General features: G+C 69.0%; 20 protein-coding genes and 1 riboswitch. Of the genes, 11 read left to right on the top strand and 9 right to left on the bottom strand.

The window, feature by feature from the left end; all coding sequences use genetic code 11:
* Positions 1-4: 4 nt before the first annotated feature.
* The gene (locus EV651_RS28625; protein ID WP_133788351.1) at positions 5-1225 is read right to left on the bottom strand and encodes a YihY/virulence factor BrkB family protein; all 1221 of its coding nucleotides are present in this window, start codon (positions 1223-1225) and stop codon (positions 5-7) included.
* 18 nt (positions 1226-1243) lie between these two features.
* Between EV651_RS28625 and EV651_RS28620 the strand changes: the two genes are divergently transcribed.
* Positions 1244-2878: an acyl-CoA dehydrogenase family protein gene (locus EV651_RS28620; protein ID WP_133788350.1), complete on the top strand. Its 1635-nt coding sequence runs from the start codon at positions 1244-1246 to the stop codon at positions 2876-2878.
* Positions 2878-2958: riboswitch (ZMP/ZTP riboswitch) on the top strand. Its footprint overlaps the gene before it by 1 nt.
* Positions 2959-2986: 28 nt before the next feature.
* Positions 2987-4435: a glycine hydroxymethyltransferase gene (locus tag EV651_RS28615; protein ID WP_133788349.1), complete on the top strand. Its 1449-nt coding sequence runs from the start codon at positions 2987-2989 to the stop codon at positions 4433-4435.
* Between the two features lie 52 nt (positions 4436-4487).
* Here the strand turns inward: EV651_RS28615 and EV651_RS28610 are convergent, their stop codons facing one another.
* Positions 4488-6041 (bottom strand): DHA2 family efflux MFS transporter permease subunit, encoded by a 1554-nt coding sequence (locus tag EV651_RS28610; protein ID WP_133788348.1) that lies wholly within the window; start codon positions 6039-6041, stop codon positions 4488-4490.
* Positions 6042-6103: 62 nt separating this feature from the next.
* Here EV651_RS28610 and EV651_RS28605 point away from each other — a divergent pair, with 62 nt between their 5' ends.
* Positions 6104-6574, top strand: coding sequence for a GbsR/MarR family transcriptional regulator (locus tag EV651_RS28605; RefSeq protein ID WP_133788347.1), 471 nt, complete (start codon positions 6104-6106; stop codon positions 6572-6574).
* A 1005-nt stretch (positions 6575-7579) separates the two neighbouring features.
* On the opposite strand, the gene EV651_RS28600 is transcribed toward EV651_RS28605, so the two are convergent.
* The 4 genes from EV651_RS28600 to EV651_RS28585 form a co-directional block, all read right to left on the bottom strand.
* The gene (locus EV651_RS28600; RefSeq protein ID WP_166658826.1) at positions 7580-8863 is read right to left on the bottom strand and encodes an amidase; all 1284 of its coding nucleotides are present in this window, start codon (positions 8861-8863) and stop codon (positions 7580-7582) included.
* A gap of 371 nt (positions 8864-9234) precedes the next feature.
* Positions 9235-9837, bottom strand: a complete 603-nt coding sequence (locus EV651_RS28595; RefSeq protein WP_133788345.1) for a hypothetical protein — start codon at positions 9835-9837, stop codon at positions 9235-9237.
* Between the two features lie 541 nt (positions 9838-10378).
* On the bottom strand, positions 10379-11572 hold the full coding sequence (locus EV651_RS28590) for an MFS transporter (protein WP_133788344.1): 1194 nt from the start codon (positions 11570-11572) through the stop codon (positions 10379-10381).
* Complete coding sequence (locus EV651_RS28585; protein WP_133788343.1) at positions 11569-12138, bottom strand: helix-turn-helix transcriptional regulator; 570 nt, start codon at positions 12136-12138, stop codon at positions 11569-11571. Before EV651_RS28585 ends, EV651_RS28590 begins: the two co-directional genes overlap by 4 nt.
* 411 nt (positions 12139-12549) lie before the next feature.
* On the opposite strand from EV651_RS28585, the gene EV651_RS28580 reads away from it, so the two are divergent.
* From EV651_RS28580 to EV651_RS28550, 7 genes are all read left to right on the top strand, one after another.
* Positions 12550-14238, top strand: a complete 1689-nt coding sequence (locus tag EV651_RS28580) for a nitrite/sulfite reductase (RefSeq protein ID WP_133788429.1) — start codon at positions 12550-12552, stop codon at positions 14236-14238.
* Between the two features lie 142 nt (positions 14239-14380).
* Complete coding sequence (locus tag EV651_RS28575) at positions 14381-15067, top strand: phosphoadenylyl-sulfate reductase (RefSeq protein ID WP_133788342.1); 687 nt, start codon at positions 14381-14383, stop codon at positions 15065-15067.
* Positions 15049-15963, top strand: a complete 915-nt coding sequence (gene cysD, locus EV651_RS28570; protein WP_133788341.1) for a sulfate adenylyltransferase subunit CysD — start codon at positions 15049-15051, stop codon at positions 15961-15963. The genes EV651_RS28575 and cysD overlap by 19 nt, the downstream gene beginning before the upstream one ends.
* Entirely contained in the window at positions 15963-17246 is a 1284-nt protein-coding gene (locus tag EV651_RS28565; protein ID WP_133788340.1) for a sulfate adenylyltransferase subunit 1, read from the top strand. Before cysD ends, EV651_RS28565 begins: the two co-directional genes overlap by 1 nt.
* Positions 17243-18037, top strand: coding sequence for a sirohydrochlorin chelatase (locus tag EV651_RS28560; RefSeq protein ID WP_133788339.1), 795 nt, complete (start codon positions 17243-17245; stop codon positions 18035-18037). The genes EV651_RS28565 and EV651_RS28560 overlap by 4 nt, the downstream gene beginning before the upstream one ends.
* A 138-nt stretch (positions 18038-18175) precedes the next feature.
* Entirely contained in the window at positions 18176-18403 is a 228-nt protein-coding gene (locus EV651_RS28555; RefSeq protein ID WP_133788338.1) for a ribbon-helix-helix protein, CopG family, read from the top strand.
* Positions 18403-19500, top strand: a complete 1098-nt coding sequence (locus EV651_RS28550; protein WP_133788337.1) for a Clp protease N-terminal domain-containing protein — start codon at positions 18403-18405, stop codon at positions 19498-19500. Before EV651_RS28555 ends, EV651_RS28550 begins: the two co-directional genes overlap by 1 nt.
* 2 nt (positions 19501-19502) lie before the next feature.
* On the opposite strand, the gene EV651_RS41590 is transcribed toward EV651_RS28550, so the two are convergent.
* Genes EV651_RS41590 through zapE form a run of 3 tightly spaced genes read right to left on the bottom strand, consistent with a single transcriptional unit; the run spans position 19503 to position 21611 of the window.
* Positions 19503-19652, bottom strand: coding sequence for a hypothetical protein (locus EV651_RS41590; protein WP_166658824.1), 150 nt, complete (start codon positions 19650-19652; stop codon positions 19503-19505).
* 56 nt (positions 19653-19708) lie between these two features.
* Entirely contained in the window at positions 19709-20578 is an 870-nt protein-coding gene (locus EV651_RS28545; protein WP_133788336.1) for a PPK2 family polyphosphate kinase, read from the bottom strand.
* A gap of 4 nt (positions 20579-20582) precedes the next feature.
* Positions 20583-21611 carry a cell division protein ZapE gene (zapE, locus tag EV651_RS28540; protein WP_133788335.1) on the bottom strand — a complete coding sequence of 343 codons (1029 nt, stop codon included), beginning with the start codon at positions 21609-21611 and terminating at the stop codon, positions 20583-20585.
* Positions 21612-21762: 151 nt separating this feature from the next.
* On the opposite strand from zapE, the gene EV651_RS28535 reads away from it, so the two are divergent.
* A complete protein-coding gene (locus tag EV651_RS28535) occupies positions 21763-23064 on the top strand; it encodes an ABC transporter substrate-binding protein (RefSeq protein ID WP_133788334.1) in 1302 nt (433 codons plus the stop codon).

The following is a 23064-nucleotide window of genomic DNA, read 5'->3' as shown; positions in this document are numbered from 1 at the left end:
GCCGTCAGCCTAGGTCGTCGGTGTCACCCTGCGCACCGGATTTTCCGACCGAAGCGGGCTTCCGCGAAGCCTCAGGCTCAACTCGAGCTTCAGGCTCACCCTCAGGTCGAGGCGCAGCCGACGGAGCAGCCTTCCGGGGCCGCTCCGAGAGCTTCTCGATCTTCCGGCCGACCGTCGCCTCCGGCCGCTCCTCCGACTCCACCGGTGTCAGCGTGTGATCGTGCTCGTGGTGCGGATCCGGCTCCGCCTTCATCACGGGCTCGACCTCGTCCTCGTGCTCGAATCCCGCCTCGACCTCGGCCTTCTGCACCTCCGAGATCTGCTGCTTGTGCGGCCACAGCCGGTCCACGACCGCGTTCAGCGCAGCGCCGATCAGTACGGCGATGGCGGTCATGTAGAGCCACATCAGTACGGCGATCGGCGCCGCCAGCGGGCCGTAGATCGACGTACCGCCGACCGTGCTCTGCAGGATCCAGCGGAGCACGAAGCTGCCGAGGATCCAGATCGACAACGCCAGGAACGAGCCGGGGAGGTCCGAGACCCACGGCGTACGGATCGGGACCGAGAGGTGGTACAGGGTGTTCAAGAAGCCCGCGGACAGGATCGTGACCACCGGCCAGTACAGCTGGTTCAGGAAGTCCAGCCGGTGCGGCAGGAGGGCGTCGACCGCGTCGGGGCCGGCCAGCACCAGCGGCAGGACGATCACGCCGATCACCAGTGCCGCGCAGTACAGCGAGAACGACAGCGCGCGGGTCCGGACGATGCCGCGCTTGCCGCCCATCCCGTACATGATCGTGATGGTGTCCACGAACACGTTCAGCGCGCGGCTGCCGGACCACAGCGCCAGTACGAAACCGATCGAGATGACGTCCGGGCGGCCGCCGTTCAGGACCTGGTCCAGCGTCGGCGCGATGACGTTCTTGATCGAGTCGTCGGTCAGCGCCCGCGCGGCCAGGTCGACGATCTGCTGCTTGATGTCGTTGATCGTCTCGACCTCGAACCACTTGCTCGCGATGTAACCGAGCGAGCCGGCCAGCCCGAAGATCAGCGGCGGCAGCGAGAGGATCGCGAAGAACGCCCCCTCGGCCGCGAGCCCGGTGACCCGGTAGCGCAGACAGACGCCGATCGTCTGGGTGAGCAGCTTCCAGGTCGTCGCGGGGACCTTGCGGACCCATGCCAATGAGAGGGAGCTCCCACCAGTGGGTCCTGCCCCGATGCGTGCCATACCGCTTACCGTACTGACATGGCGGACCCTTTCGCGGTAACGAATCAGGCTCCCCCACTGCGGGGCGTGAACTTCTTCACCCGGGACGCGGCGCTAGGTGACGCTCTGCGTCCGTACGCCGACCTCACGGGGGATCTCACAGCCGATCCCGGTCTGCTCCGGATCGGCGAGCTCGCGGGGTCCGAGGAAGCGCTGTCTCACGTTCTTCCGGCGAACCAGAACCCGCCGGTGCTGCGCACCCACGACCGCTACGGGAACCGGATCGACGAGGTCGAGTTCCACCCGTCGTGGCACTGGCTGATGGAGCAGGCCGTCGGATTCGGGCTGCAGGCGGCGCCGTGGACGAGCGAGCGCCCGTCACCGCACCTGACCCGCGCGGCCGGGTTCTACCTGTGGTCGCAGGTCGAGCCGGGCCACGGCTGCCCGATCTCGATGACGTACGCCGCTGTGCCCGCGCTCAAGGCGGACGCGCAACTCGCGAAGGAGTGGGTCCCGCAGCTCGCCGCCACGCGGTACGACGTACGCCGGCTGCCGGCCGCGGCGAAGAACGGCGTCCTCGCCGGGATGGGGATGACCGAGAAGCAGGGCGGCTCCGACGTACGGGCGAACCTCACAACGGCGACGCCCGCCGGCGACGTGTACCAGCTGAACGGGCACAAGTGGTTCTGCTCGGCCCCGCAGGTGGACGTGTTCCTGGTCCTCGCGCAGGCGCCGGACGGTCTGAGCTGCTTCGTCGTACCGCGGGTTCTTGCCGACGGCAACCGGAACCCGTTCGCCCTGCAGCGGCTCAAGGACAAGCTCGGCAACCGCTCGAACGCGTCGTCGGAGGTCGAGTTCCACGGCACGATCGGGTACCGCCTCGGCGACGAGGGCGCCGGCGTACGGACCATCATCGAGATGGTCGCGGCGACCCGGCTGGACTGCGTGCTCGGCTCGGCCGCGCTCCAGCGGCGCGCACTCGTCGAGGCGTGCTGGCACACGCAGCACCGCTCGGCCTTCGGCGGCCTGCTCGCCGACAAGCCCGCGATGCAGAACGTGCTGGCCGATCTCGCCCTGGAGAGCGAGGCGGCGACAGCCCTGGGCATGCGGCTCGCGGCGGCCGTCGACGCGTCGCTCGCGGGCGATCAGCGGGAGAGCGCGTTCCGGCGCATCGGGCTGCCGCTGGCGAAGTTCTGGGTGTGTAAGCGGACGCCGTTCATGGTCGCAGAGGCGCTGGAGTGCCTCGGCGGCAACGGGTACGTCGAGGAGTCCGGGCTGCCGCTGCTCTACCGGGAGTCGCCGCTGAACTCGATCTGGGAGGGATCGGGCAACGTCAACGCCCTCGACGTACTGCGTGCGCTCCGCCGCCCGGAGTCGCTCGAGGCGTGGTTGCTCGAGGTCGGTTCGGTGCAAGGTGCCGATGCGCGGCTCGATGCGGCGGTCAACGACGTACTGCAAGTGCTTGCTGACATCCAGAACGCCGAGGCCGGGGCGCGGCGGCTGGCCGCGCGCATGGCTCTGTGCCTGCAGGCCTCGTTGCTGATCAGGCACTCGACGCCTGACGTCGCGGACGCGTTCGTCGCGTCCCGGCTGGCCAATGACTGGGGCGGTGTGTTCGGGACGCTGCCCCGGACCACACCGTTCGCTGGCATCGTCGGGCGCGCGATAGGGTGAGCGGGTCGCGACTGGCGCGCTGAAGGTGGAGAACCACCGGGGAGCGAAACCCGTCGGCACCGTGCGCCTGGGTGCCTTCGACCCACTGCAACCGCAGGAGAGACAACGATGACTCAGTCCTTCGACGCCGCCGCCGCGTCGGCCGCGTACAACAACGCGCTGCAGGTGATCGCCGCGGTGGAACCCACCATCGCCGGCGCGATCAAGGCCGAACTCGCCGACCAGCGGTCCTCGCTGAAGCTGATCGCGAGCGAGAATTACGCCTCCCCCGCCACCCTGCTCACGATGGGCAACTGGCTGTCGGACAAGTACGCCGAGGGCACGATCGGGCACCGCTTCTACGCCGGCTGCCAGAACGTCGACACCGTCGAGCAGGCGGCCGCGGACCACGCCAAGGCCCTGTTCGACGCGCCCCACGCCTACGTCCAGCCGCACTCCGGCATCGACGCGAACCTGGTCGCGTTCTGGGCGATCCTGGCGCAGCGGATCGAGTCCCCGGCGCTGGCCGAGGCGGGCGCGAAGCATGTCAACGACCTGAACGACGAGGACTGGACCAAGCTCCGCAAGGCGCTCGGCGACCAGAAGATGCTCGGCATGTCACTGGACGCCGGCGGTCACCTGACGCACGGCTTCCGGCCGAACATCTCCGGCAAGATGTTCAACCAGCACTCCTACGGCACCGACCCGGAGACCGGCCTGCTCGACTACGACCTCGTCGCCGAGCAGGCGCGCGAGTTCAAGCCGCTGATCCTGATCGCCGGCTACTCAGCGTACCCGCGCAAGATCAACTTCGCCAAGATGCGCGAGATCGCCGACGAGGTCGGGGCCACCCTGATGGTCGACATGGCGCACTTCGCCGGCCTGGTCGCGGGCAAGGTCTTCACCGGCGACTTCGACCCGGTCCCGCACGCGCACGTCACCACGACGACGACCCACAAGTCGCTGCGCGGCCCGCGCGGCGGCATGGTGCTCTGCCAGCCTGAGTACGCCGACGCCGTCGACCGCGGGTGCCCGATGGTGCTGGGCGGTCCGCTCAGCCAGACGATGGCCGCGAAGGCGGTCGCCCTCGCCGAGGCGCGGCAGCCGTCGTTCCAGGAGTACGCGCAGGCCGTCGCCGACAACGCGGTCACGCTGGCCGAGGGCCTGATGAAGCGTGGCGTGAAGCTCGTGACGGACGGCACCGAGAACCACCTCGTGCTGCTGGACGTCTCGTCGTACGGCATCACCGGCCGGCAGGCCGAGTCGGCGCTGCTCGACGCGGGCATCGTCACGAACCGCAACGCCGTACCGCGGGACCCGAACGGCGCCTGGTACACGTCGGGTGTCCGGATCGGTACGCCGGCACTCACCACGCGCGGCTTCGGCGGCGACGAGTTCGACCGGGTCGCGGAGCTGATCGTCGACGTCCTGTCCTCGACCACGCCGACCACGACCGCGGCGGGCGCTCCGTCCAAGGCGAAGTACGTGCTGGCCGACGGCGTCGCCGACAAGACCAAGGCCGCTTCGGCCGAGATGCTCGACAAGTTCCCGCTCTACCCGGGCCTCGAGCTCAGCTGACACGTCGCGGCGCCCGCTCCTCGTTTCGGGGAGCGGGCGCCGCTGCGTCTGATCAGGTGTCCTGCTTGACTCCCATCAGGGCGTCCTGCGAGGGCTTCTCGGCTCTCGCGGGCATCAGGACCGCAGCGAGGATCGCGCCGGCGGCGGCGATGCCGGCCGAGACCCACATCGTGGTGTTGAGACTGTTGAGGAAGGCGTCGCGGACGTTGTCCAGCAGTTCCGGCGAGCCAGCCTTCTCGGCGACCGCGAGCCCGCCGGCCAGGCTCTTCTCCACCGCGTCGGCTGCCTGCGCGGGTAACGCGGCGGTGTCGACGTTGTTTCGGTAGACCGAGTTCAGCACGGTGCCGAGTACGGCGACGCCGACCGTCCCTCCGACCTGCCGAAACGCTTGCAACAGGCCGGAGCCGGTCCCGGCGCGCTCCGGGTCGAGGACGCCGAGCGCCGCGTTCATTGCCTGCGGCATCGAGCACCCGAGGCCGAAGCCGACCACCGCGAACCAGGTCGCGGTGTACCCGTATCCAGTCTCGAGATCGGTGAAGGCACCGAGCACGAACCCGGCCGCCATCACGACGAACCCGGACATCACCACCAGCCGCGTGCCGGCCTTCGCCTCCACCGGTTCAGCCAGCTTCGCGCCGACCGTCATACCGCCGATGAACGGCAGCAACTTGAGACCGGTGTGCAGCGCGTCCGACCCGTTGATGCCCTGGAAGTACTGCGGCATCGTGAACAGCAACCCGAAGATCGCGAACACCGACACCGTCAGCAGGACGGCGCCACCGGTGAACACCCGCTCGCTGAACAGCCGCAGCTCGATCAACGGTTCGCTGGTACGCCGCTGCCACAGCAGGAACCCGGCGATCAGTACGACGGCCAGCACGAGGAACACGATCGTCACGGTGTCGCCCCAGGACGCCTCACCTGCCTTGGTCACGCCGTACACGAGGGCCGCGAGGCCTGCGCTCGACAGGATCATGCCGAGCCAGTCGATCGCCGGGCGGTTCGCGCTGCGGCTCTCCGGGACGAGCAGCGTGACTGCTAGCGCTGCTAGGAAGGCGATCGGGATGTTGATCACGAAGATCCACTGCCAGCCGGCGTGGTCGAGCAGCAGGCCGCCGACGATCGGCCCGAGCGGCATACCGATGCTGTTGGCAACGACGAAGAACCCGATCGCCTTCTTCCGCTCCTCCGCGGTGCGGAACAGCACGGTGATCAGCGAGAGCGCGACCGGGACGATCATCGCCGCGCCGATCCCGAGGAACGCGCGGGCGGCGATCAGCTGGCCGGCCGAGTCCGCCAGGGCGCAGGCCAGGGACGCGAGGCCGAACAAGGAGAGCGCTATCGCGATGATCTTGCGCCGCCCGTACCGGTCGCCGAGCAGACCGGCCGGCAGCAGCAACGCGGCGAGCACCAGGTTGTAGCTGTTCGCCATCCACTGCAGCTGACTGGTGGACGCCTCCAGGTCCTTCGCCAGCGTCGGCAGCGCGACGTTGAGCACGGTGGTGTCCAGACCGAGCACGAGCACGGCCAGACACAGTGCGATGAGCACACCGAAGCGGCGGGCGCCGGTCAGCGTCTGCCCTCCGGAATCGAGGGTCGAGGTCATGAATTCAAACTATCAGAAGTCTGTGATAGTTGCGATAGATCAAATTACTGTAAGCTTCAACCATGGTGGAGGAACCGAGCCGAGAGGCCGTCAGCCAGTTCGTCGAGCGCTTCGCGGGGGTGCTGGCGAACAGCGGCGTACCGACGATGTCGGCGCGGGTGATGGGCGCGATGCTGGTCAGCCCGACCGGGACGATGACGGCGGCCGAGCTCGCCGAGTCGCTCCAGATCAGTCAGCCGGCCGTGTCCGGCGCCGTACGTCAACTGCTCCAGGTCTCCTGCATCTCCCGCGAACGGCTGCCCGGCTCGCGCAAGGACCACTACCGGATCCGCGAGGACGTCTTCGCCGCAATCCTGGAACGCCGCAACCTGGCCCTCAGCGAGTGGGAGTCGACCAGCCGCTCCGGCGCGTCCCTGTTCGGCGAGGACTCCCCCGTCGGCCGCCGCCTCACCGAGGCCGCCGACTTCTTCGCCTTCATCCACGCCGACATGGACCAAATGATCAAGAACTGGCGCGCGGAACATCCGCGGTGAACCGTCGCGAAGCCGGTCGGCTCGTCGGTACGGCGTGGTTGGACAGCGACTACCGGACGCGGTGGGAGACGCGCGTCATGCGGCGGCGCGTCCCGCTCTACCGCGTCGGGATCGCCGCCCTGCGTGCACTGAACGCGGTGACGGGTGGGCCGAACCGCCCGTCGCTGAAGGTCACCCGCTGGAACCGGATCGGGCCGCACGGCGGCACCTTCGTGATGGACAAGCTCGAGACGATGACCGGGCGGACCGATCATCCGGTCACCTCGCGGGCCGAGCTGCGCGAACGGACCTCGTTCGCGTCCCGGCTGGCACGGGCCGTCTCGGCGGACGAGTGGCCGCAGATCATCGCCGAGTACGAGCGGCGCCGGCGTGGCGAGCGTCCGCAGTACCGGTATGTCGGCCATCGGCCGCTGAACGCGACCTCGCACGCGTTGATGGACGAGGCGTGGGTTCGCGGCGAGCTGCCGACGGATCAGTACCGGGCGTGGAACGTGCTGAAGCATGAGGACGAGGGGGCGTTCTACAGCGAGTTCTTCACCGACGGAGGCGCGCGAGGTTATCCCGGTGGTGAGACGAATCCCGGTTTTCGGCTGGGGCGGATCATGTTCGACGTCAGTTGGCGGGAGAGAGCATCACTCGCAGGTGAACGCCACGTACTCCGTCGCAGCCGGCTCCTTCGCGCGAAGGAGCTGGTCAAGTTCTTCCGCACGGAGCTCAAAGAAGCGGTCCGGCCGCCCGTATCCTCCCCGGCGCAAGACCCCTCGAGTCGGACGCCTGCACGCCAGGACGCCTACACCGAGCCAGTTGTCGCTGCGATCGCCGACTTCACCAAGCCCGAGGCCCTGCGCTCCCCCACCGCCCGCGGCGAAACCACGCCGGATCGCAAACGCGCCTCGGCCATCGAGCTCGCCAACACCGTCGCCAAGGCTTTCCCACCAGCCGTACCAGCGAGGGCAGTGGGCGCAGCTGACGAAGAGGCTGCGGCTGACGGACAGGCGGGAGTGGTCAGCAGTGGGGTGGTCGAGGAAGGTCGGCCAGGATCTGGCGAGCCACCGCCAGGGCAAGGTCGTCCGCCCCATGCGGCGCAACAATCTGCGCACCCACCGGCAGCCCGTACGCCAGTCCAGCCGGGACACTCACCGCGGGATGCCCAGTCACGTTGAAGATCCAGCACGGGTCGCCGGTGACGATGCTCTGCTCGTGCTGGTCGTAGCCGTGGGCAACGGTCAGCGTGGTCGGCGTCACCAGTGCATCGACCTCGGCGAACAGGTCGGCCAGCGCTGTGTTGTTGAGGTCGCGAATCTCCCGCGCCCGGTTGGCGGCCGCCGCCTGCGCACCACGCCCGTTGTCCAGCCCCCACAACACCGACCAGGCCTCGTCCGTGGGCCCGAGCTTCAGCGGTACGTCGACCACCTCGACCCCGCACTCGCTCAGCCGCTCCCGCACCGCCCGATCAACACCCGGGTCCGCAGCCCACCGCCCCAACGTCGAGAAATAAGCAACCCGCCACCGCCGCGAACCCGCCAACGCCGCCCGCCCGCTCCCGCCTGCCCCGACCAGGTCTCCTACGTGCCGCCCCAGCTCGAGCGGCCCGGCCTCGGGCGGCCCGGCCTCAAACGGCCCAGGCTCAAACGGCCCAGGCTCAAACGGCCCAGGCTCAAGCGGTCCGGGCTCGGGCGGTACGAGCTCGCGCGGTACGGGCCAGTGGGGAAGGGATGTGGGGTCGAGGCGGTGGGGGCCGCTGGCGATGCTGGTGGCGAGGATGACGTCGTCGAGGTCCGCGCCGATCACGCCGGCCGTGGTCAGTCCGCCGAGTGCGCGTCCGCCCGGCCGCGGGATGCGACCGTACGTGCCCTTGAACCCGACGATCCCGCAGAACGACGCCGGGATCCGCAGCGACCCGCCGCTGTCACCACCGGTCGCGAGCGGTACGACGCCTGCCGCGACCGCCGCCGCACCACCGGCGGTCGACCCACCAGGTGATCGCTCCAGGTCCCACGGGTTCCGCGTGTACTCGCGCCCGTTCCACCCGAACGTCAGCGACACCGCACCCGGCCGCGCCCGCGTCGCCCATCCGATCGGGATGGCGCCGGCGGCGATCAGCCGGGTCAGGATCGGCGACTCAGGCGGCGTACGCGCCTTGATCAGAAACGGTACGCCGGCCAACGGCCCCGTCGGCTCCAACCGCTCAGCCGCCCGACGCGCCCCATCGACATCAAGCTCGTCGAGAAAATGCAGCACCGGGTCGAGCCGCCGAGCAGCGTCCATCGCCACGTCAACCACATCCACCGCGCTGACCGCCCCAGCCCGCACCCCCTCCGCAATCCCCCGAGCCGACCCCCACCCCGCCCCCGCCACCGTCATTCCCTCACCCCAACATCACCCAACATCACCGCAGCACCACCGACCCAACACATCCACCAGCCCCGCCCCACCACCGCAGCACCCCACCCAACCACCACGCGGCACCAGCACCGCAGCACCACCGCACCCAACCAGCACGCGGCACCAGCATCGCAGCACCACCGACGCAGCGGACCCGACCAACCCCCGGCCGACATACTCGCCAGCAACATCGCCGGCGCCACGGACAACCCGCGTCGTGCGGGCGCAGGGCGGGGCGTCGGGGTTGTGGCGGGCGTTGTGTGGTGCGGCGGTGGTCATTCGGCGATCAGGCTGTAGGCGAAGGCGAGGCGGCGGTCCAGCCACTCCGCCTTGATCTTGATCGACTTGGTTGCCTCGGACAACATGACGACGTCGTCTCCGGCTCGCCACTCCAACACGCGCTCCTTGGTCGGCTGATCGCCGCCCTCCGCACCGAAGCTCGTAAGCGCGTCCAACACCCCGGTGAACAGCCGCCCCGCAGCTTTCTCGGCAAGTTGTTTCGCGTCGCCGCTCAACCACTCGGTCCGCCCGATCACGTCGACCTGGCCGGGTTGCTCGATGCGCCAGTTCGGACGGAGCAACGGCCGACCAGAGGGGATCCGGGTGATGGTCCCGACCGTCACCGCGCCGGCGTCTTGAACGCTCCAAGAGTTCTCCCCCGACGGGACCACCGAGCAGAGCAGTTGCGTGAGCTCCGCATCGAGGTACAGCGAGCGTTCCGGCCCGACGTACGCACAAGCCGCGAGCACCCGATCGAACTTCCCGCCCTGCGGAACCCTGATCGCCTTCGGCCCCCACCCGATCTTCTTCCGCTTCGGAGTAGCCGGCAGCTCGACCGACCCGACGGTGAATTCCCGGACGCCCTCCCAGCTCAACACCCGCCGGAGTTTACGTCAGCACGTTCGCAGGACGCGCCGACGTACACACGGACAGGAGGTGTCCGGCCGCCAGCTAGTGCACCTGAGCGCGATCGCGACCGCGCGTACACCGTCTCAACAGTGCACTACCTGTCCATCTGCACACCAATCGCAACTGATGCCGCCGGCTGTCCCGACCTCGCGCCCAGCCGGACAACCCGTCGCGTGCAGAGTTCTCCCCGGGGTCGTGCGACACCTCGTGGTGGGTGGGCACGAGGTATTGCCTGTCCCCTGTCACCAGCGCCTGTTCCCACCCCCGACCGCCGCCCCGCCAACCGTCGCCCCGCCGGGTCGTCCTGCCCCTGCAGTGAGCAGACGACGGGTTGACCCCTCGCGTCGGGGGTTCTCTACTGATACATGAGCGGAGAACCCTGCACACGAAGGGATAACCCCCGGCGTGAAGCGCCGGCGGGGCCGGGCGGCGTCTGAGCAGCCTGACCGCCCTCACATGTGTCACAAGAGCACCCGTCGTGTACTGGACTTGCGCCGGCTCGGCGTTGGGTCAGCGGTTGACGCGGGCGGCTGCCCACAGGACCAGGGTTGCGAACAGGGTGGCTACCAGGGCGCAGGCGATGGGGATGCTCGACAGGCTGATCAGTGCGCCGAAGCCGACCATTGCGAGCGGCATCATTGCCTCGTCGGACAGGTTGACGATGCTGAAGCTGCGGCCCAGGTACGTCGGGTCGACGGTCTGCTGGAAAGCCGCGGACAGCTGCGCCGACGCGATCCCCGCCGTACAGCCGATCATCGCCATCGCGACGAAGACACCGAGCTTCGGCATCAGCCCGATCATCGCGCAACCGGCCGCCTGGACCACCAGCACCAGCAGACCGGACCGCGCCAGGTCGGCCGGCTTCCACCGCATCGCGACCAGCGCCCCCACCGCGGCCGCGACCCCGGAGCACGCCTCGAACCAGCCGTACCACGCCGACCCCCAACCGGCCGAGTGGGTACGTTGCACCAGCCCGACGGCGAGGATCGGGCCGACAAACAGGTTCAGCCCCGAGAACGCGATCACCAGCGTCCGCGCCCGGACGTCGCGCTTGAGGTACGCGAACCCGTCCCGCAGGTCGGCGCGGATCGAGTGGCCCGTGGAGACGGGCTGCGGGAGCCGTGGTTTCACCAGGAACGCCAGCGCCACCGCGATCACCACGAACGACGTCGCGTCGACGATCATCACGGTGATCAGGCCGCCGTGTGCGACCAGCAGCCCGCCGAGCGGGGCGCCTGCGAAGACCGCGAGCCGCTGCGCCAACTGGCTCCCGGCCGACAGCTTCACCAGGTCTTCCGAGCGGACCATCCGCCGCGGCAGCGTTCCGGAGGCCGGCGTGTACAGCGCGTCGACCGCGCCGAACACGACCGCGACCGTCGCTAGCAGTGCTAGCGAAAGTCCCCAGAGAGCCACCGCCGCCGCGGCGACCGTGAGTACAACGATCCGCGCGAGATTGGCGAGGATCATCGTCCGCCGGCCGTCGAAACGGTCCGCGAGCGCCCCGCCGTACAGCAGGATGAGCGCCTTCGGCAGCGCGCCGATGCCCATCACCAGACCCGCGCCGGCCGGGCTCGTGACCTGTGCGGCACTCCAGGCGAGTCCGACGTACCAGGCCATGTCGCCGGCCTGCGACACCGCGGCCGACGCGATCCATCCCTGCACCCGACGGTCTCTCCGGAGCGGCGGGAAGACCTCGGTGCTCACGGGCGTGCCGGAACGGCGTGCGCGAAGAAGAAGACGCGGTGCGCGTCCGGACCCTCCGCCGGCTGGTCGGAGTACGAGCGGACCAGGTCCTCGATCCGCCCGCTCAGCTCAGTGAGCTGAGCGGGCGTCAATGTGAGCCATCTCTCGGTGGCGTACGCCGCCCGCACCCAGGGCTCCTCGAACTCGTACCGTATGTCGAACCACTGCCGCACCTTGCCGACGTGATGGGCGAGGTTCGCGTCCTCGGCGGTGGCCGCGACCAACTCGGCCGCCGGGTCGCCCTTCGCGTCCGCGATCGACCACGAGTACTCCGAGGTGTCGCCGAGCTTCCACCACCGCTCGCGGCGGTTCTTGGCCAGCTCCGGAGCTTCGACGATCACGCCCGCGGACGCGAGAACCTTCAGGTGATGGCTGACATTGCCGACAAGTTCTCCGGTGGACTCGGCCAGCCGCGATGCGGTCGCGGGCCCGTCGATGTGGATCAGGTCGAGCAGCCGGCGGCGCAACGGATGGTGCATGGCAGCGAGTACGGACGGTGTCACGGTCCGGCGGTTCGGAGGCGTCATGCAGAGCACCGTAGCTTCCACAAGAACTCTTGCACAAGAGTTCTTGTACGACGCGTTCGACGCCGGAATCAATCTCCATCAGACTGGTAGACATAGCCACATCGTGAGATTGGATCTCAGGATGTAGGAATGGGAGTTGATTTGTCAGCGGTTCGCGCTGACGCTTGTGGACATGCTCGCTGCGTTCACCACCCACCTCGTAGGTCGGCTTCATGTCGACCTCGGGCGGATGCGCAGTGCCATCTGTTGTCCTTCGATGTTCTGACAGCCACCCTGCCCGGGCCAATGACGGCCCCCTGATCACCCCCGATCACCGCTGGGTGCGCACCGCGCGGAACGCATCGAACCGACGACGCTTCGATCCTGCCGCCCTCGGTGAGCACCTGTCACGAGGACAAGGACACGCCCCGGATGACTGCCGGCGTCACCTCCCCCGCCCGCAAACCCGCCCGGCCCCGGAAGGGCAAGGGCGAAGGCCAGTGGGCGCTCGGATACCGCGAGCCGCTGAACAAGAACGAAGAGAACAAGAAGAACGACGACGGCCTGAACGTCCGGGCGCGGATCGAGAACGTCTACGCGCACCGCGGCTTCGACTCGATCGACCCGGCCGACCTGCGCGGGCGCTTCCGCTGGTGGGGTCTGTACACGCAGCGCAAGCCCGGGATCGACGGCGGCAAGACCGCGACGCTGGAGCCGGAGGAGCTGGACGACCGCTACTTCATGCTGCGGGTCCGGATCGAGGGCGGCCAGCTGACCACCGAGCAGCTGCGGGTGATCGCCGAGATCTCCACGACGTACGCCCGCGACACCGCGGACATCACCGACCGGCAGAACATCCAGCTGCACTGGATCCGGATCGAGGACGTGCCGAGCATCTGGGAGCGGCTCGAGTCGGTCGGGCTCTACACCACCGAGGCGTGCGGCGACGTACCGCGGGTCGTCATCGCGAGCCCGGTCGCGGGCATCGCGGCGGACGAGATCATCGACCCGACGCCGGCCATCGACGAGATCGTCTCGAAGTACATCGGCTCGGACGAGTTCTCCAACCTGCCGCGGAAGTTCAAGACCGCGCTCACCGGGCACCCGTCGCACGACGTCGTACCGGAGGTCAACGACATCGCGTTCGTCGGTGTCGTGCACCCCGAGCACGGCCCGGGCTTCGACCTGTGGGTCGGCGGCGGCCTGTCGACGAACCCGATGCTCGCCCAGCGGCTCGGCACCTGGATCCCGCGCGAGGAGGTCGCGGAGGCCTGGTGGGGGGTCACCAGCATCTTCCGCGACTACGGCTACCGCCGGCTGCGGAACCGCGCCCGGCTGAAGTTCCTGCTCGCGGACTGGGGTGTGGAGAAGTTCCGCGAGGTGCTCGAGACCAAGTATCTCAACCGGAAGCTGATCGACGGCCCGGCGCCCGAGGTGCCTGCCGTTCAGGGCGACCACGTCGGGGTGCACAAGCAGAACGACGGCAAGTACTTCGTCGGCGTCGCGCCGGTGGTCGGCCGCGTTTCCGGTACGTCGCTTGCACAGGTCGCCGACGTGGTGGCCCAGCACGGGTCGAACCGGATCCGCACCACCCCGCAGCAGAAGCTGCTCGTGCTGGACGTCGAGGAGTCGCAGGTCGACTCGCTCGTCGCCGAACTGAACAAGCTCGGGTTCCAGGCGAACCCGAGCGGCTGGCGGCGCAACACGATGGCCTGCACCGGCATCGAGTTCTGCAAGCTGGCGATCGTCGAGACCAAGGCGAAGGCCGCGCGGCTGATCGAGGAGCTCGAGGAGCGGATCCCCGAGCTCGACGTGCCGATCACCGTGAACCTGAACGGCTGCCCGAACTCCTGCGCCCGGATCCAGACCGCCGACATCGGCCTCAAGGGCCAGCTGGTGATGGGTGCCGACGGCAAGCAGGTGCCGGGCTACCAGGTGCACCTCGGCGGCGGGCTCGGCCTGGACGCCGGCTTCGGCCGGAAGCTCCGCGGCCACAAGGTCACCGCGGACGACCTCACCGACTACGTGGAGCGAGTCACCCAGAACTACCTGAAGGAGCGCAACGAGGGCGAGCGCTTCGCCCAGTGGGTCACCCGAGCGGACGAGGAGGCACTTCAGTGAGCGAACGTGCGGCACCTCTCTATTGCCCCTACTGCGGGGACGAGGACCTTCGTCCTTCCGAAGAAGGCCATGGCGCGTGGGAGTGCCGGCCGTGTGCACGGGTGTTCCAGCTGAAGATGATCGGACTGCGGGTGACGGTGGAATGAGTACGGATCTGAAGACGCTCGCCGAGGAGGCGAACGAACGGCTGGCCGACGCGTCACCCGTGGAGGTCCTCGCATGGGCGCGGGAAACCTTCGGTGACGAGCTGGTCGTGACCGCCTCGATGGCCGACGGCGCACTCCCCCATCTCGCGGCGCAGGCAGCGCCCGGGGTCGACGTACTGTTCCTCGACACCGGCTACCACTTCGCCGAGACGATCGGGACCCGGGACGCGGTCGCGGCGACGCTGCCGATCAACCTCATCAACGCGCTGCCGAAGCAGACCGTGGCCGAGCAGGACGCGGAGTACGGCGAGAAGCTGCACGACCGCGACCCGAACAAGTGCTGCGCGCTCCGCAAGGTCGAGCCGCTGAACCGGTACCTGTCCGGCTACAAGGCCTGGGTCACCGGCATCCGCCGCGAGGAGGCGCCGACCCGCGCGAACACGCCGGTCGTCGAGTACGACGAGAAGCGCGACATGGTGAAGCTCAACCCAATCGCGCCGTGGACCCAGGAGGACCTGGACAGCTACATCCAGGACAACGGCGTACTCGTGAACCTCCTGCAGTACGACGGCTACCCGTCGATCGGTTGCGAGCCGTGCACGCAGCGGGTCGCGCCCGGTGAGGACCCGCGCAGCGGCCGCTGGGCGGGCACCGGCAAGGTCGAATGCGGGTTGCACACGTGACCGCGGTGGTGACAGAGCTCGATGCTCTGGAAAGCGAATCGATCTTCGTGTTCCGTGAGGTGGCGGCGGAGTTCGAGCGGCCGGTGATCCTGTTCTCCGGCGGCAAGGACTCGATCGTGATGCTGCACCTGGCGCGGAAGGCGTTCGCGCCGGCCGCGGTGCCGTTCACGTTGCTGCACGTCGACACCGGCCACAACTTCCCCGAAGTACTGGCCTATCGCGACGCCGTCGTCGAGCAGCTCGGGCTGCGGCTCGAGGTCGCCAAGGTCGAGGACTACATCGCCGACGGGCGGCTGCGCGAGCGTACGGACGGCACTCGGAACCAGCTGCAGACCGTTCCGTTGCTCGATGCAATCAACGCGCACCGGTTCGACGCCGTCTTCGGCGGCGGCCGGCGTGACGAGGAGCGGGCGCGGGCGAAGGAGCGGATCTTCAGCCTGCGCGACGAGTTCGGTCAGTGGGACCCGCGCAACCAGCGCCCGGAGCTGTGGTCGCTGTACAACGGGCGGCACCGGCCGGGTGAGCACGTGCGGGTGTTCCCGCTGTCCAACTGGACCGAGCTCGACGTGTGGAACTACATCGAGCGCGAGCAGATCCCGCTGCCGTCGATCTACTACGCCCACGAGCGGGACGTGTTCGAGCGCGACGGCATGTTGCTTGCTGTCGGCCCCTACTCGCAGCCGCGTTCGGGTGAAACCGTCGCCAAGCGTGTGGTCCGGTACCGGACCGTCGGCGACATGTCCTGCACCGGCGCCGTCGCCAGCGTCGCGACATCCGCGGCCGAGGTCGTCATCGAGGTCGCGGCCAGCGAGATCACCGAGCGCGGCGCCACCCGCGCCGACGACCGCGCCAGCGAGGCCGCGATGGAAGACCGTAAACGAGAGGGGTACTTCTGATGAGCACCCTGTTGCGACTGGCGACGGCCGGATCGGTGGACGACGGCAAGTCGACGCTGGTCGGGCGGCTGCTGCACGACTGCAAGGCGATCCTCGCCGACCAGATCGCGCACGTGAAGACGGTCTCCGAAGCCCGCGGCGGCGACTTCGACTTCGCCCTGCTCACCGACGGCCTGCGCGCCGAACGTGAGCAGGGCATCACGATCGACGTCGCCTACCGGTACTTCGCCACCGACAAGCGCTCGTTCATCCTGGCCGACTGCCCCGGGCACGTGCAGTACACCCGGAACACCGTCACCGGCGCCTCGACCGCGGACGTGGTCATCATCCTGGTCGACGCCCGGCACGGCGTCCTCGAGCAGACCCGGCGGCACCTGGCCGTGGCCGGTCTGCTCCGGGTGCCGCACGTCGTACTCGCGGTGAACAAGATCGACCTGGTCGGCTACGACGAGGCCGTGTTCACCAAGATCGCCAAGGACGTCGGCGAGGTCGCCGACCAGCTCGGTATCGCCGACCTGAAGGCGATCCCGGTCTCGGCGCTCGTCGGCGACAACGTCGTCGAACACTCCGCCGACACCGCCTGGTACGACGGGCCGACGCTGCTCGAGGTCCTGGAGAACGCGAACGGACGCACCGACACCTCCAACCAACCGCTACGGTTCCCGGTCCAGTACGTGATCCGCCCGCAGACCGACGAGTACCGCGACTACCGCGGCTACACCGGAACCGTTGCCTCCGGCACCGTCACGGTCGGCGACCCGGTGATCGTGCTGCCCGCGGGACGCCGTACGTCGATCGCCGGCATCGACCGGCCGGTCGTCACCGCCACGTCGACCGCGGTCGTCGAACGGCCGTCGGCGATCGCCGGCGAAGCCGTCACGGTCCGGCTCGCCGACGACATCGACGTCGCCCGCGGCTCGGTGATCGTCGCCGCCGAGCACTCCCCCGGCACCCGCCGGGAACTGGCGGCCACCATCAGCTGGCTGGCCGACCGGCCACTGACCGTCGGGGCCCGGGTGCTGATCAAGCACACCACCACCACTGCGCAGGCGATCGTCACCAAGATCACCGGCGCGCTGGATCTCGACACGCTCGGAGTCATCGACGCCGCCGAGCTCGCCCTGAACGACATCGGCAAGGTGCAACTCAAGATCGCCGCACCGCTGGCCGCCGACCCGTACTCCAGCAACGCCATCACCGGTTCCTTCCTGCTCATCGACGCCCACGACGGGTGGACGCTCGCGGCCGGAATGATCGACGACGAAGAAGGGGAACTGCTGTGACTGCTCCAGCGCTCGTGATCCTCGCCCACGGCAGCCGCGATCCGCGTTCGGCCGCCACCGTCCACTCGCTCGTCAAGTGCCTGCGCGAGATGCGTGACGACCTGCGGATCGAAGCCTCCTTCCTCGACCACTGCCCGCCCACGCCGTACCAGGTGATCGGCAAGCTCGCCGCCGAAGGCGTCGAAGAGGTCGTCGTCCTGCCGCTGCTGCTGTCGGCCGCCTACCACGCGCGGATCGACGTACCGGCCGTCCTCGACGAGGCGCGCAGCAGGTTCCCGAGCCTGCGGATCATCGCGTCCGACGTGCTCGGGTACGACGACACGCTGCTCGACGTCCTCGACCGCCGGATGCGCGCCGAGCTCAAGGGCGGCCGGGTGCGTGAGCTGGACGCGCTGGTACTCGCGGCGGCCGGCTCGAGCGACTCGCACGCGAACGCGAGCGTCACCCGCCTCGCGCGGCTGTGGGGCCAGCGTCACCGGCTCCCGGTGACCGCCGCCTTCGTCTGCGCCGCCTCGCCGTCGCCGGCCGAGGCCGTGCTCCAGTGGCGCCTGGAGGGTCGCCGCCACGTCGCGGTCGGCTCCCTCTTCCTCGCCCCCGGCGTACTCCCCGACCGAGCCGAAACCACGTCCCGCCGCGCCGGCGCGGTCGCGGTCTCCGCTCCCCTCGGCGTCAGCGCAGAGGTAGCCCGCCTGGTCCTCCTCCGCTACGGCGTAGCCGGCCTCGACCTCCTCACCCTCGAGCCGGCCCCCCGCCCAGTCATCGCCCGCCCGATGCTGGTGCACTCGGCCTGAGGGCGGACCTGCACCACTCGCCAAACCCCACACCCGACCCCGGGCTGAGCGTGCTCAGCCCGGGGTCGTGCTGTCTGCCGGGGCTTGGTGAGTGGCACACGTCCGACCCAACTCCGTATAGCGTGATATCTTGATATCATGGCGAAGGACGGGACCAAGAACATCTTGCTGCGGCTTGACCCGGTGCTGGCTGAGCGGTTGCAGACTGTGGCGTCGGTGGAGGGGCGTTCGGTGTCGGACGTGGCGCGGGAGGCGATCGCGGCGTTGGTGGATCAGCGCCGGCAGGACGCCCAGTTCAGCGAGTTGCTCGAGCAGAACCTCGCGCGGCACGAGGAGTCGTTGCGCCGGCTGCGTGGAGACGACTGATGCGCTATCTCGGTCGGTACGACGTCCTCGCGATCGCCGCGCGCGTGCTGCGGTGCGACTCCGACGACGTCGTACGCCGGTCGAACCTCGACGCGATCGATCGCGTGCTGGACGGCGTACGGCTGACGGGCGGCCTCGCCGAATCGGCTGGGGTGCTGCTGGCTGGTCTGGTCCGCGCGCGTCCGTTCGGTGGGGCGAACCGGGTGGTGGCGGTCGCGGTCGTGCTGCAGTTCGTCACGCTCAACCGGGCCGAGCTGCAACTCGAGCCGGTGGGCGACGTGGACGACCTGCTCGATCGGATCGCCTCCGGTGACGCCGGGCACCCAGAGGCCGCCGCCTTCATCCGGAGCCGGCTCGAGCATCACCCGGTGACGGCCGAGGACCTGCAGGAACGCCTTCGGGTCGAGCTGGTTCTCGACGAGGAGGCGCTGACCTTCGATCTCGTGCAGGACTGGTGGAGGGGAGATCCCATGTACGAACAGTTCAGCGAGCCGGCGCGGCACGTCATCGTGCTCGCGCAGGAGGAGGCGCGCGGCCTCGACCACGTGTACGTCGGCACCGAGCATCTACTGCTCGGGCTGATCACCCTCGGCCAAGGCGTCGCGTCCCGCGTGCTCGCCGACCTCGGCATCACTGCTCCGGCGGTGCGGGATCTGGTCGTCGAGATCATCGGCCGCGGCCGGAGCGGTGCGGCCGCCGGGACGATCCCGTTCACGCCGCGCGCGAAGAGCACGTTCGAGTTCGCATGGGGCGAGGCGCGGGCCCGTGGCGCGGAGCAGGTCGGCCCGGAGCACCTGCTCCTCGGCGTACTCCAGGACGGCGACGGGGTCGGCGGACAGATCATCACCAAGCTCGCCGAGAGCACCGACGAGGTACGCCGGAAGCTCGAGAAGCACATGAACTGGCGCCGGCGCACGGAGGATCTCGTTGCGGGCATGCTCGCCGAGGATCCCGCCAACACGTGGACGACGTACGGCCGCCGGCATCACCTGCTCGCCGAGCTCAACGCCGTCCTCGAGGAGAACGAGCGCCTGCACGAGCAGGTCGCCGCCCTCCGCGACCTGCTCCGGCGGCACGACATCGACCCGGACAGCTGATCTCACGCAGCTTCGACGAGCAGACAGATCCCGACGGTCAGGAACCACAGGTTGGTGCTCAGCAGGAAGCCGCGCTCGAACAGCCCGAAGACCTTGCGCAGTCGCGGGACGAGCGCGATCACCAGCAGAACACGCGATACGAGCGCGATCACGCGCAGTACCGACAGGAACCCGCCGACCGGCTCCCAGCCCGCGCCGACGAATACTGTCAGGTTGCGGCCAGGCGCTTCCTCTCGTTCTCCACGTCGAAGTCGGCCGCGGGCCACTGCGGATTCAGGTCCTTGAGCGTCTCGAGGAGGATCGTGGTGACGGCCCAGTTGCGGTACCACTTGCGGTCGCTCGGGATCACGTACCAGGGCGCGTCGGGCGTGTTGCAGCGCTCGAGAGCGGCGTGGTACGCCTCCATGTAGTCCGGCCACAACTGCCGCTCGTCGACGTCCCCCGGGTTGTACTTCCAGTGCTTGGTCGGATCGTCCAGTCGCGCCTCGAGCCGGGCCCGCTGCTCGTCGGCCGAGATGTGCAGGTAGCACTTCACCATCGTCACGCCGCTCGCGGTCAGCTCGGCCTCGAACTCGTTGATCTGGTCGTACCGCCGGGTCCACACGTTCGGCGTGACCAGCTCGCGCACCCGGGCGATCAACACGTCCTCGTAGTGCGACCGGTCGAAGATCCCGACCATCCCGTGCCCCGGCACCGCCTGCCGGATCCGCCACAGGAACCCGCGGCGCTTCTCGGCCGGCGTCGGCGCCTTGAACGACGTGATCTTCAGGCCCTGCGGGTCCATCAGCCCCGCACCGTGCCGGATCACCCCGCCCTTGCCGGAGGTGTCCATCCCCTGCAGCACCAGCAGAATGCTCCGCTGGCCACCGGTCCGGCCCTCTGCGAACAGCCGCTCCTGCCAGTCCGAGACCTCGGCGCCGAGGTTCTCCAGCGCGAGCTTGCCGTCGTCCTTGGTCCCGCTGAACCCCGTCGTCGCACGCGTGTCGTACTTCGTCAGGTCCACCTCGCCGGCCGGCACCCGCAGCTGCTCCCGCAGTCCCCCGCCGACGGCCTTCTGACCCTTCTTCTGCTTCGCCATTAGGTCATCCTGCCTCATCGATCCCAGCGGCGCGGGCCAACGCGATCAAGCGCGACAGGGCCCGGAGGTACTTCTTGCGGTAGCCGCCCTTCAGCATCTCGGCCGAGAACAGCTGGTCGAGCGGTACGCCGCTCGCGAGGAGCGGCAGGTTGCGGTCGTACATCCGGTCCGCGAGCACCACCATCCGCAACGCCACGTTCTCGTCGGTCAGCGGCCGTACGTCGGTGATCGCCACCGTCTCGATCCCGTCGAGCAGGGCGCCGTACTTGCTCGGATGCAGCTCGGCCAGGTGCCGGTGCAGGTCGACGAAGTGGTCGCACGACGCGTTCGCCCGCACAGCGGCCTCTTGCTCGACCTTCTCGTCGGGCCACGGGTCCGGCGCCACCGGGAGCCCCCGGTGCCGATAATCGGGCCCGTCCACCCGCCGTACGTCGAAACGCGCGGCGAGCCCCTGGATCTCGCGGAGGAAGTCGACCGCCTGGAAGCGGCCCTCGCCGAGCTTGTCGGGCAGCGTGTTCGAGGTCGCCGCGAACTCGACGCCGGCCTCGACCAGCTGACCGAGTAGGCGCGAGATCAGCATCGTGTCGCCGGGATCGTCCAGCTCGAACTCGTCGATGCAGATCAGCCGATACGACGACAGCGCCTCGACCGCCGTCCGCAGCCCGAGGGCGCCGACCAGGTTGGTGAGCTCGACGAACGTGCAGTACATCTTCGGACCCGAGGACTCGTGCCACAAGGACGCGAGCAGGTGCGTCTTGCCGACGCCGAACCCGCCGTCGAGGTAGATGCCTGGTTTGTCCGGGGACTCGGTCCGCCCGCGTAGTCGCGACCACAGCGACGGCGCCGGGCGCGGCTCGGCCAGTTTCTCGGCCCGCGCGGACAGCACCGCCAGCGCCTCCGCCTGCGACGGCTCGTCCGGGTCCGGGCGGTACGTGCCGAACCGGACCTCGGCGAACCGCGGCGGCGGCACGCACTCGGACAACAGCCGATCCGGCGTCACCTCCGGCCACCGCCCACTCAACCCCACGACCATGCGCCCAACCCTAATCTCCCACTTTGTGCACCCAGTCCGTGCGCCGCACGCCCGGACGCGCGGATCTCGTGCACAAAGTCGGGGCTGTGGCCTTGACCACTTTCTTACTTTCAGTTAGGAAGTTGTGGAGGCCAACAACGAGGAGTCTCCGATGGGCGAACGGCACGTGCGGCGGCGGACGGTTCTGAAAGGTGCGGTGGGTGCGCTCGGCCTCGGCCCGGCGCTGGCCGCCTGCGGGGGCAGTGACAGCGGGGGCGGCACCACAAGCGGCGGGAAGGCCGTGGTCCGGATGTGGTCCTGGTACAACGACCAGGAGGATCAGTTCCCGAAGCTGATCAGCGCGTTCGAGGCCGCGCACAGCAACATCAAGATCGAGAACCGGATCTTCGGTACCCCGGACCAGTACCTGCCCGCGTTGCAGGCGGCGGTCGCGGGCGGCGACGTACCGGAGATCTTCGCGCCGCACACGCGGGCGCTGACCTACGGCACCGGAGGGGTGTCGGCCGACCTGAAGCAGGAGCTCGGCGACGACTTCCTGAAGGACTTCTTCGACTCGGCCAACCAGGAGTACACGCTGGACGGCAAGCAGTACGCCGTCGGCTGGATGGCGCAGACGTTCGGGCTGTTCTACAACCCCGATCTGCTCAAGGCGGCCGGCGTCGGCGAGGACGAGATCGAGACCTGGGACGACCTGATCGCGGCGGCGGCGAAGATCCGCCGGACCGGCAAGCACCCGGTGGCGCTGAGCTGCAATCCGACGACCAGCTCGCTGGACTTCTTCCTGCCGCTGATCACGCAGGTCGCCGACGACCCGACGTACTACCTGAAGCTCGACCAGCTCAAGGACGGTGCGACGTACGAGGACCCGAAGGTGGTCCAGGCGATCGAGCTGCAGCAGAAGATCGTCAAGGCGGGTGTGTTCCAGCCCGGGACGACCGGCACCAGCGGCGACCAGGCGCCGCAGATCTTCTACACCGGCAAGTCCGCGATGCTGTTCAACGGCAGCTGGACGCCGCAGGGGCTGACCAAGGACGCGTCGCCGGCGTTCAACAAGTTGTACAAGGTGATGAAGACGCCGGCGATCGCGCCCGGCAAGCGGCACTGGACGGCGAACCAGGCCGGCGCCGGGTGGGCGGTGTCGGCGACCAGCAAGAACAAGGACGCCGCGCTGGAGTTCCTGAAGTTCATGTACTCGGCCGAGCAGTACTCCCCCACCATGAACGACTCGAACTCGATGCCGGCCACGAAGAGCGCAGCGGCCCGGATCGAGTTGCCGATCATGAAGCAGATGACGTCCTGGCTGCTCGACGGCGACGGCTGCCCGCACATCCCGTTCGGGCCCGGATCGGTGGCGGCCGGCGATCCGCTCGCGAAGATCTTCGACGGCAGCGGCGAGCCGGCGGCAGTCGCGAAGGCGATGCAGCAGGCGGTGCAGAACGCCAAGGGCGGCTGA

Origin of the sequence: Kribbella sp. VKM Ac-2571 (genome assembly GCF_004362255.1) — a bacterium.
GTDB lineage: Bacteria > Actinomycetota > Actinomycetes > Propionibacteriales > Kribbellaceae > Kribbella > Kribbella pratensis.
The sequence above is the reverse complement of the archived record's forward strand: the minus strand, read 5'-3'. Positions and strand labels throughout refer to the sequence as shown.

What these genes read in the sequence shown, in the direction of transcription:
- EV651_RS28565 (WP_133788340.1), top strand. Translation starts at nt 15,963, where the DNA reads ATGAGCACCCTGTTGCGACTGGCGACGGCCGGATCGGTGGACGACGGC.
- EV651_RS28535 (WP_133788334.1), top strand. Translation starts at nt 21,763, where the DNA reads ATGGGCGAACGGCACGTGCGGCGGCGGACGGTTCTGAAAGGTGCGGTG.
- EV651_RS28610 (WP_133788348.1), bottom strand. Translation starts at nt 6,041, where the DNA reads ATGACCTCGACCCTCGATTCCGGAGGGCAGACGCTGACCGGCGCCCGC.
- EV651_RS28580 (WP_133788429.1), top strand. Translation starts at nt 12,550, where the DNA reads ATGACTGCCGGCGTCACCTCCCCCGCCCGCAAACCCGCCCGGCCCCGG.
- zapE (WP_133788335.1), bottom strand. Translation starts at nt 21,611, where the DNA reads ATGGTCGTGGGGTTGAGTGGGCGGTGGCCGGAGGTGACGCCGGATCGG.
- EV651_RS28550 (WP_133788337.1), top strand. Translation starts at nt 18,403, where the DNA reads ATGCGCTATCTCGGTCGGTACGACGTCCTCGCGATCGCCGCGCGCGTG.
- EV651_RS28585 (WP_133788343.1), bottom strand. Translation starts at nt 12,138, where the DNA reads ATGACGCCTCCGAACCGCCGGACCGTGACACCGTCCGTACTCGCTGCC.
- EV651_RS28620 (WP_133788350.1), top strand. Translation starts at nt 1,244, where the DNA reads ATGGCGGACCCTTTCGCGGTAACGAATCAGGCTCCCCCACTGCGGGGC.
- EV651_RS28605 (WP_133788347.1), top strand. Translation starts at nt 6,104, where the DNA reads ATGGTGGAGGAACCGAGCCGAGAGGCCGTCAGCCAGTTCGTCGAGCGC.
- EV651_RS28545 (WP_133788336.1), bottom strand. Translation starts at nt 20,578, where the DNA reads ATGGCGAAGCAGAAGAAGGGTCAGAAGGCCGTCGGCGGGGGACTGCGG.
- EV651_RS28575 (WP_133788342.1), top strand. Translation starts at nt 14,381, where the DNA reads ATGAGTACGGATCTGAAGACGCTCGCCGAGGAGGCGAACGAACGGCTG.
- EV651_RS28625 (WP_133788351.1), bottom strand. Translation starts at nt 1,225, where the DNA reads ATGGCACGCATCGGGGCAGGACCCACTGGTGGGAGCTCCCTCTCATTG.
- EV651_RS28555 (WP_133788338.1), top strand. Translation starts at nt 18,176, where the DNA reads ATGGCGAAGGACGGGACCAAGAACATCTTGCTGCGGCTTGACCCGGTG.
- cysD (WP_133788341.1), top strand. Translation starts at nt 15,049, where the DNA reads ATGCGGGTTGCACACGTGACCGCGGTGGTGACAGAGCTCGATGCTCTG.
- EV651_RS28615 (WP_133788349.1), top strand. Translation starts at nt 2,987, where the DNA reads ATGACTCAGTCCTTCGACGCCGCCGCCGCGTCGGCCGCGTACAACAAC.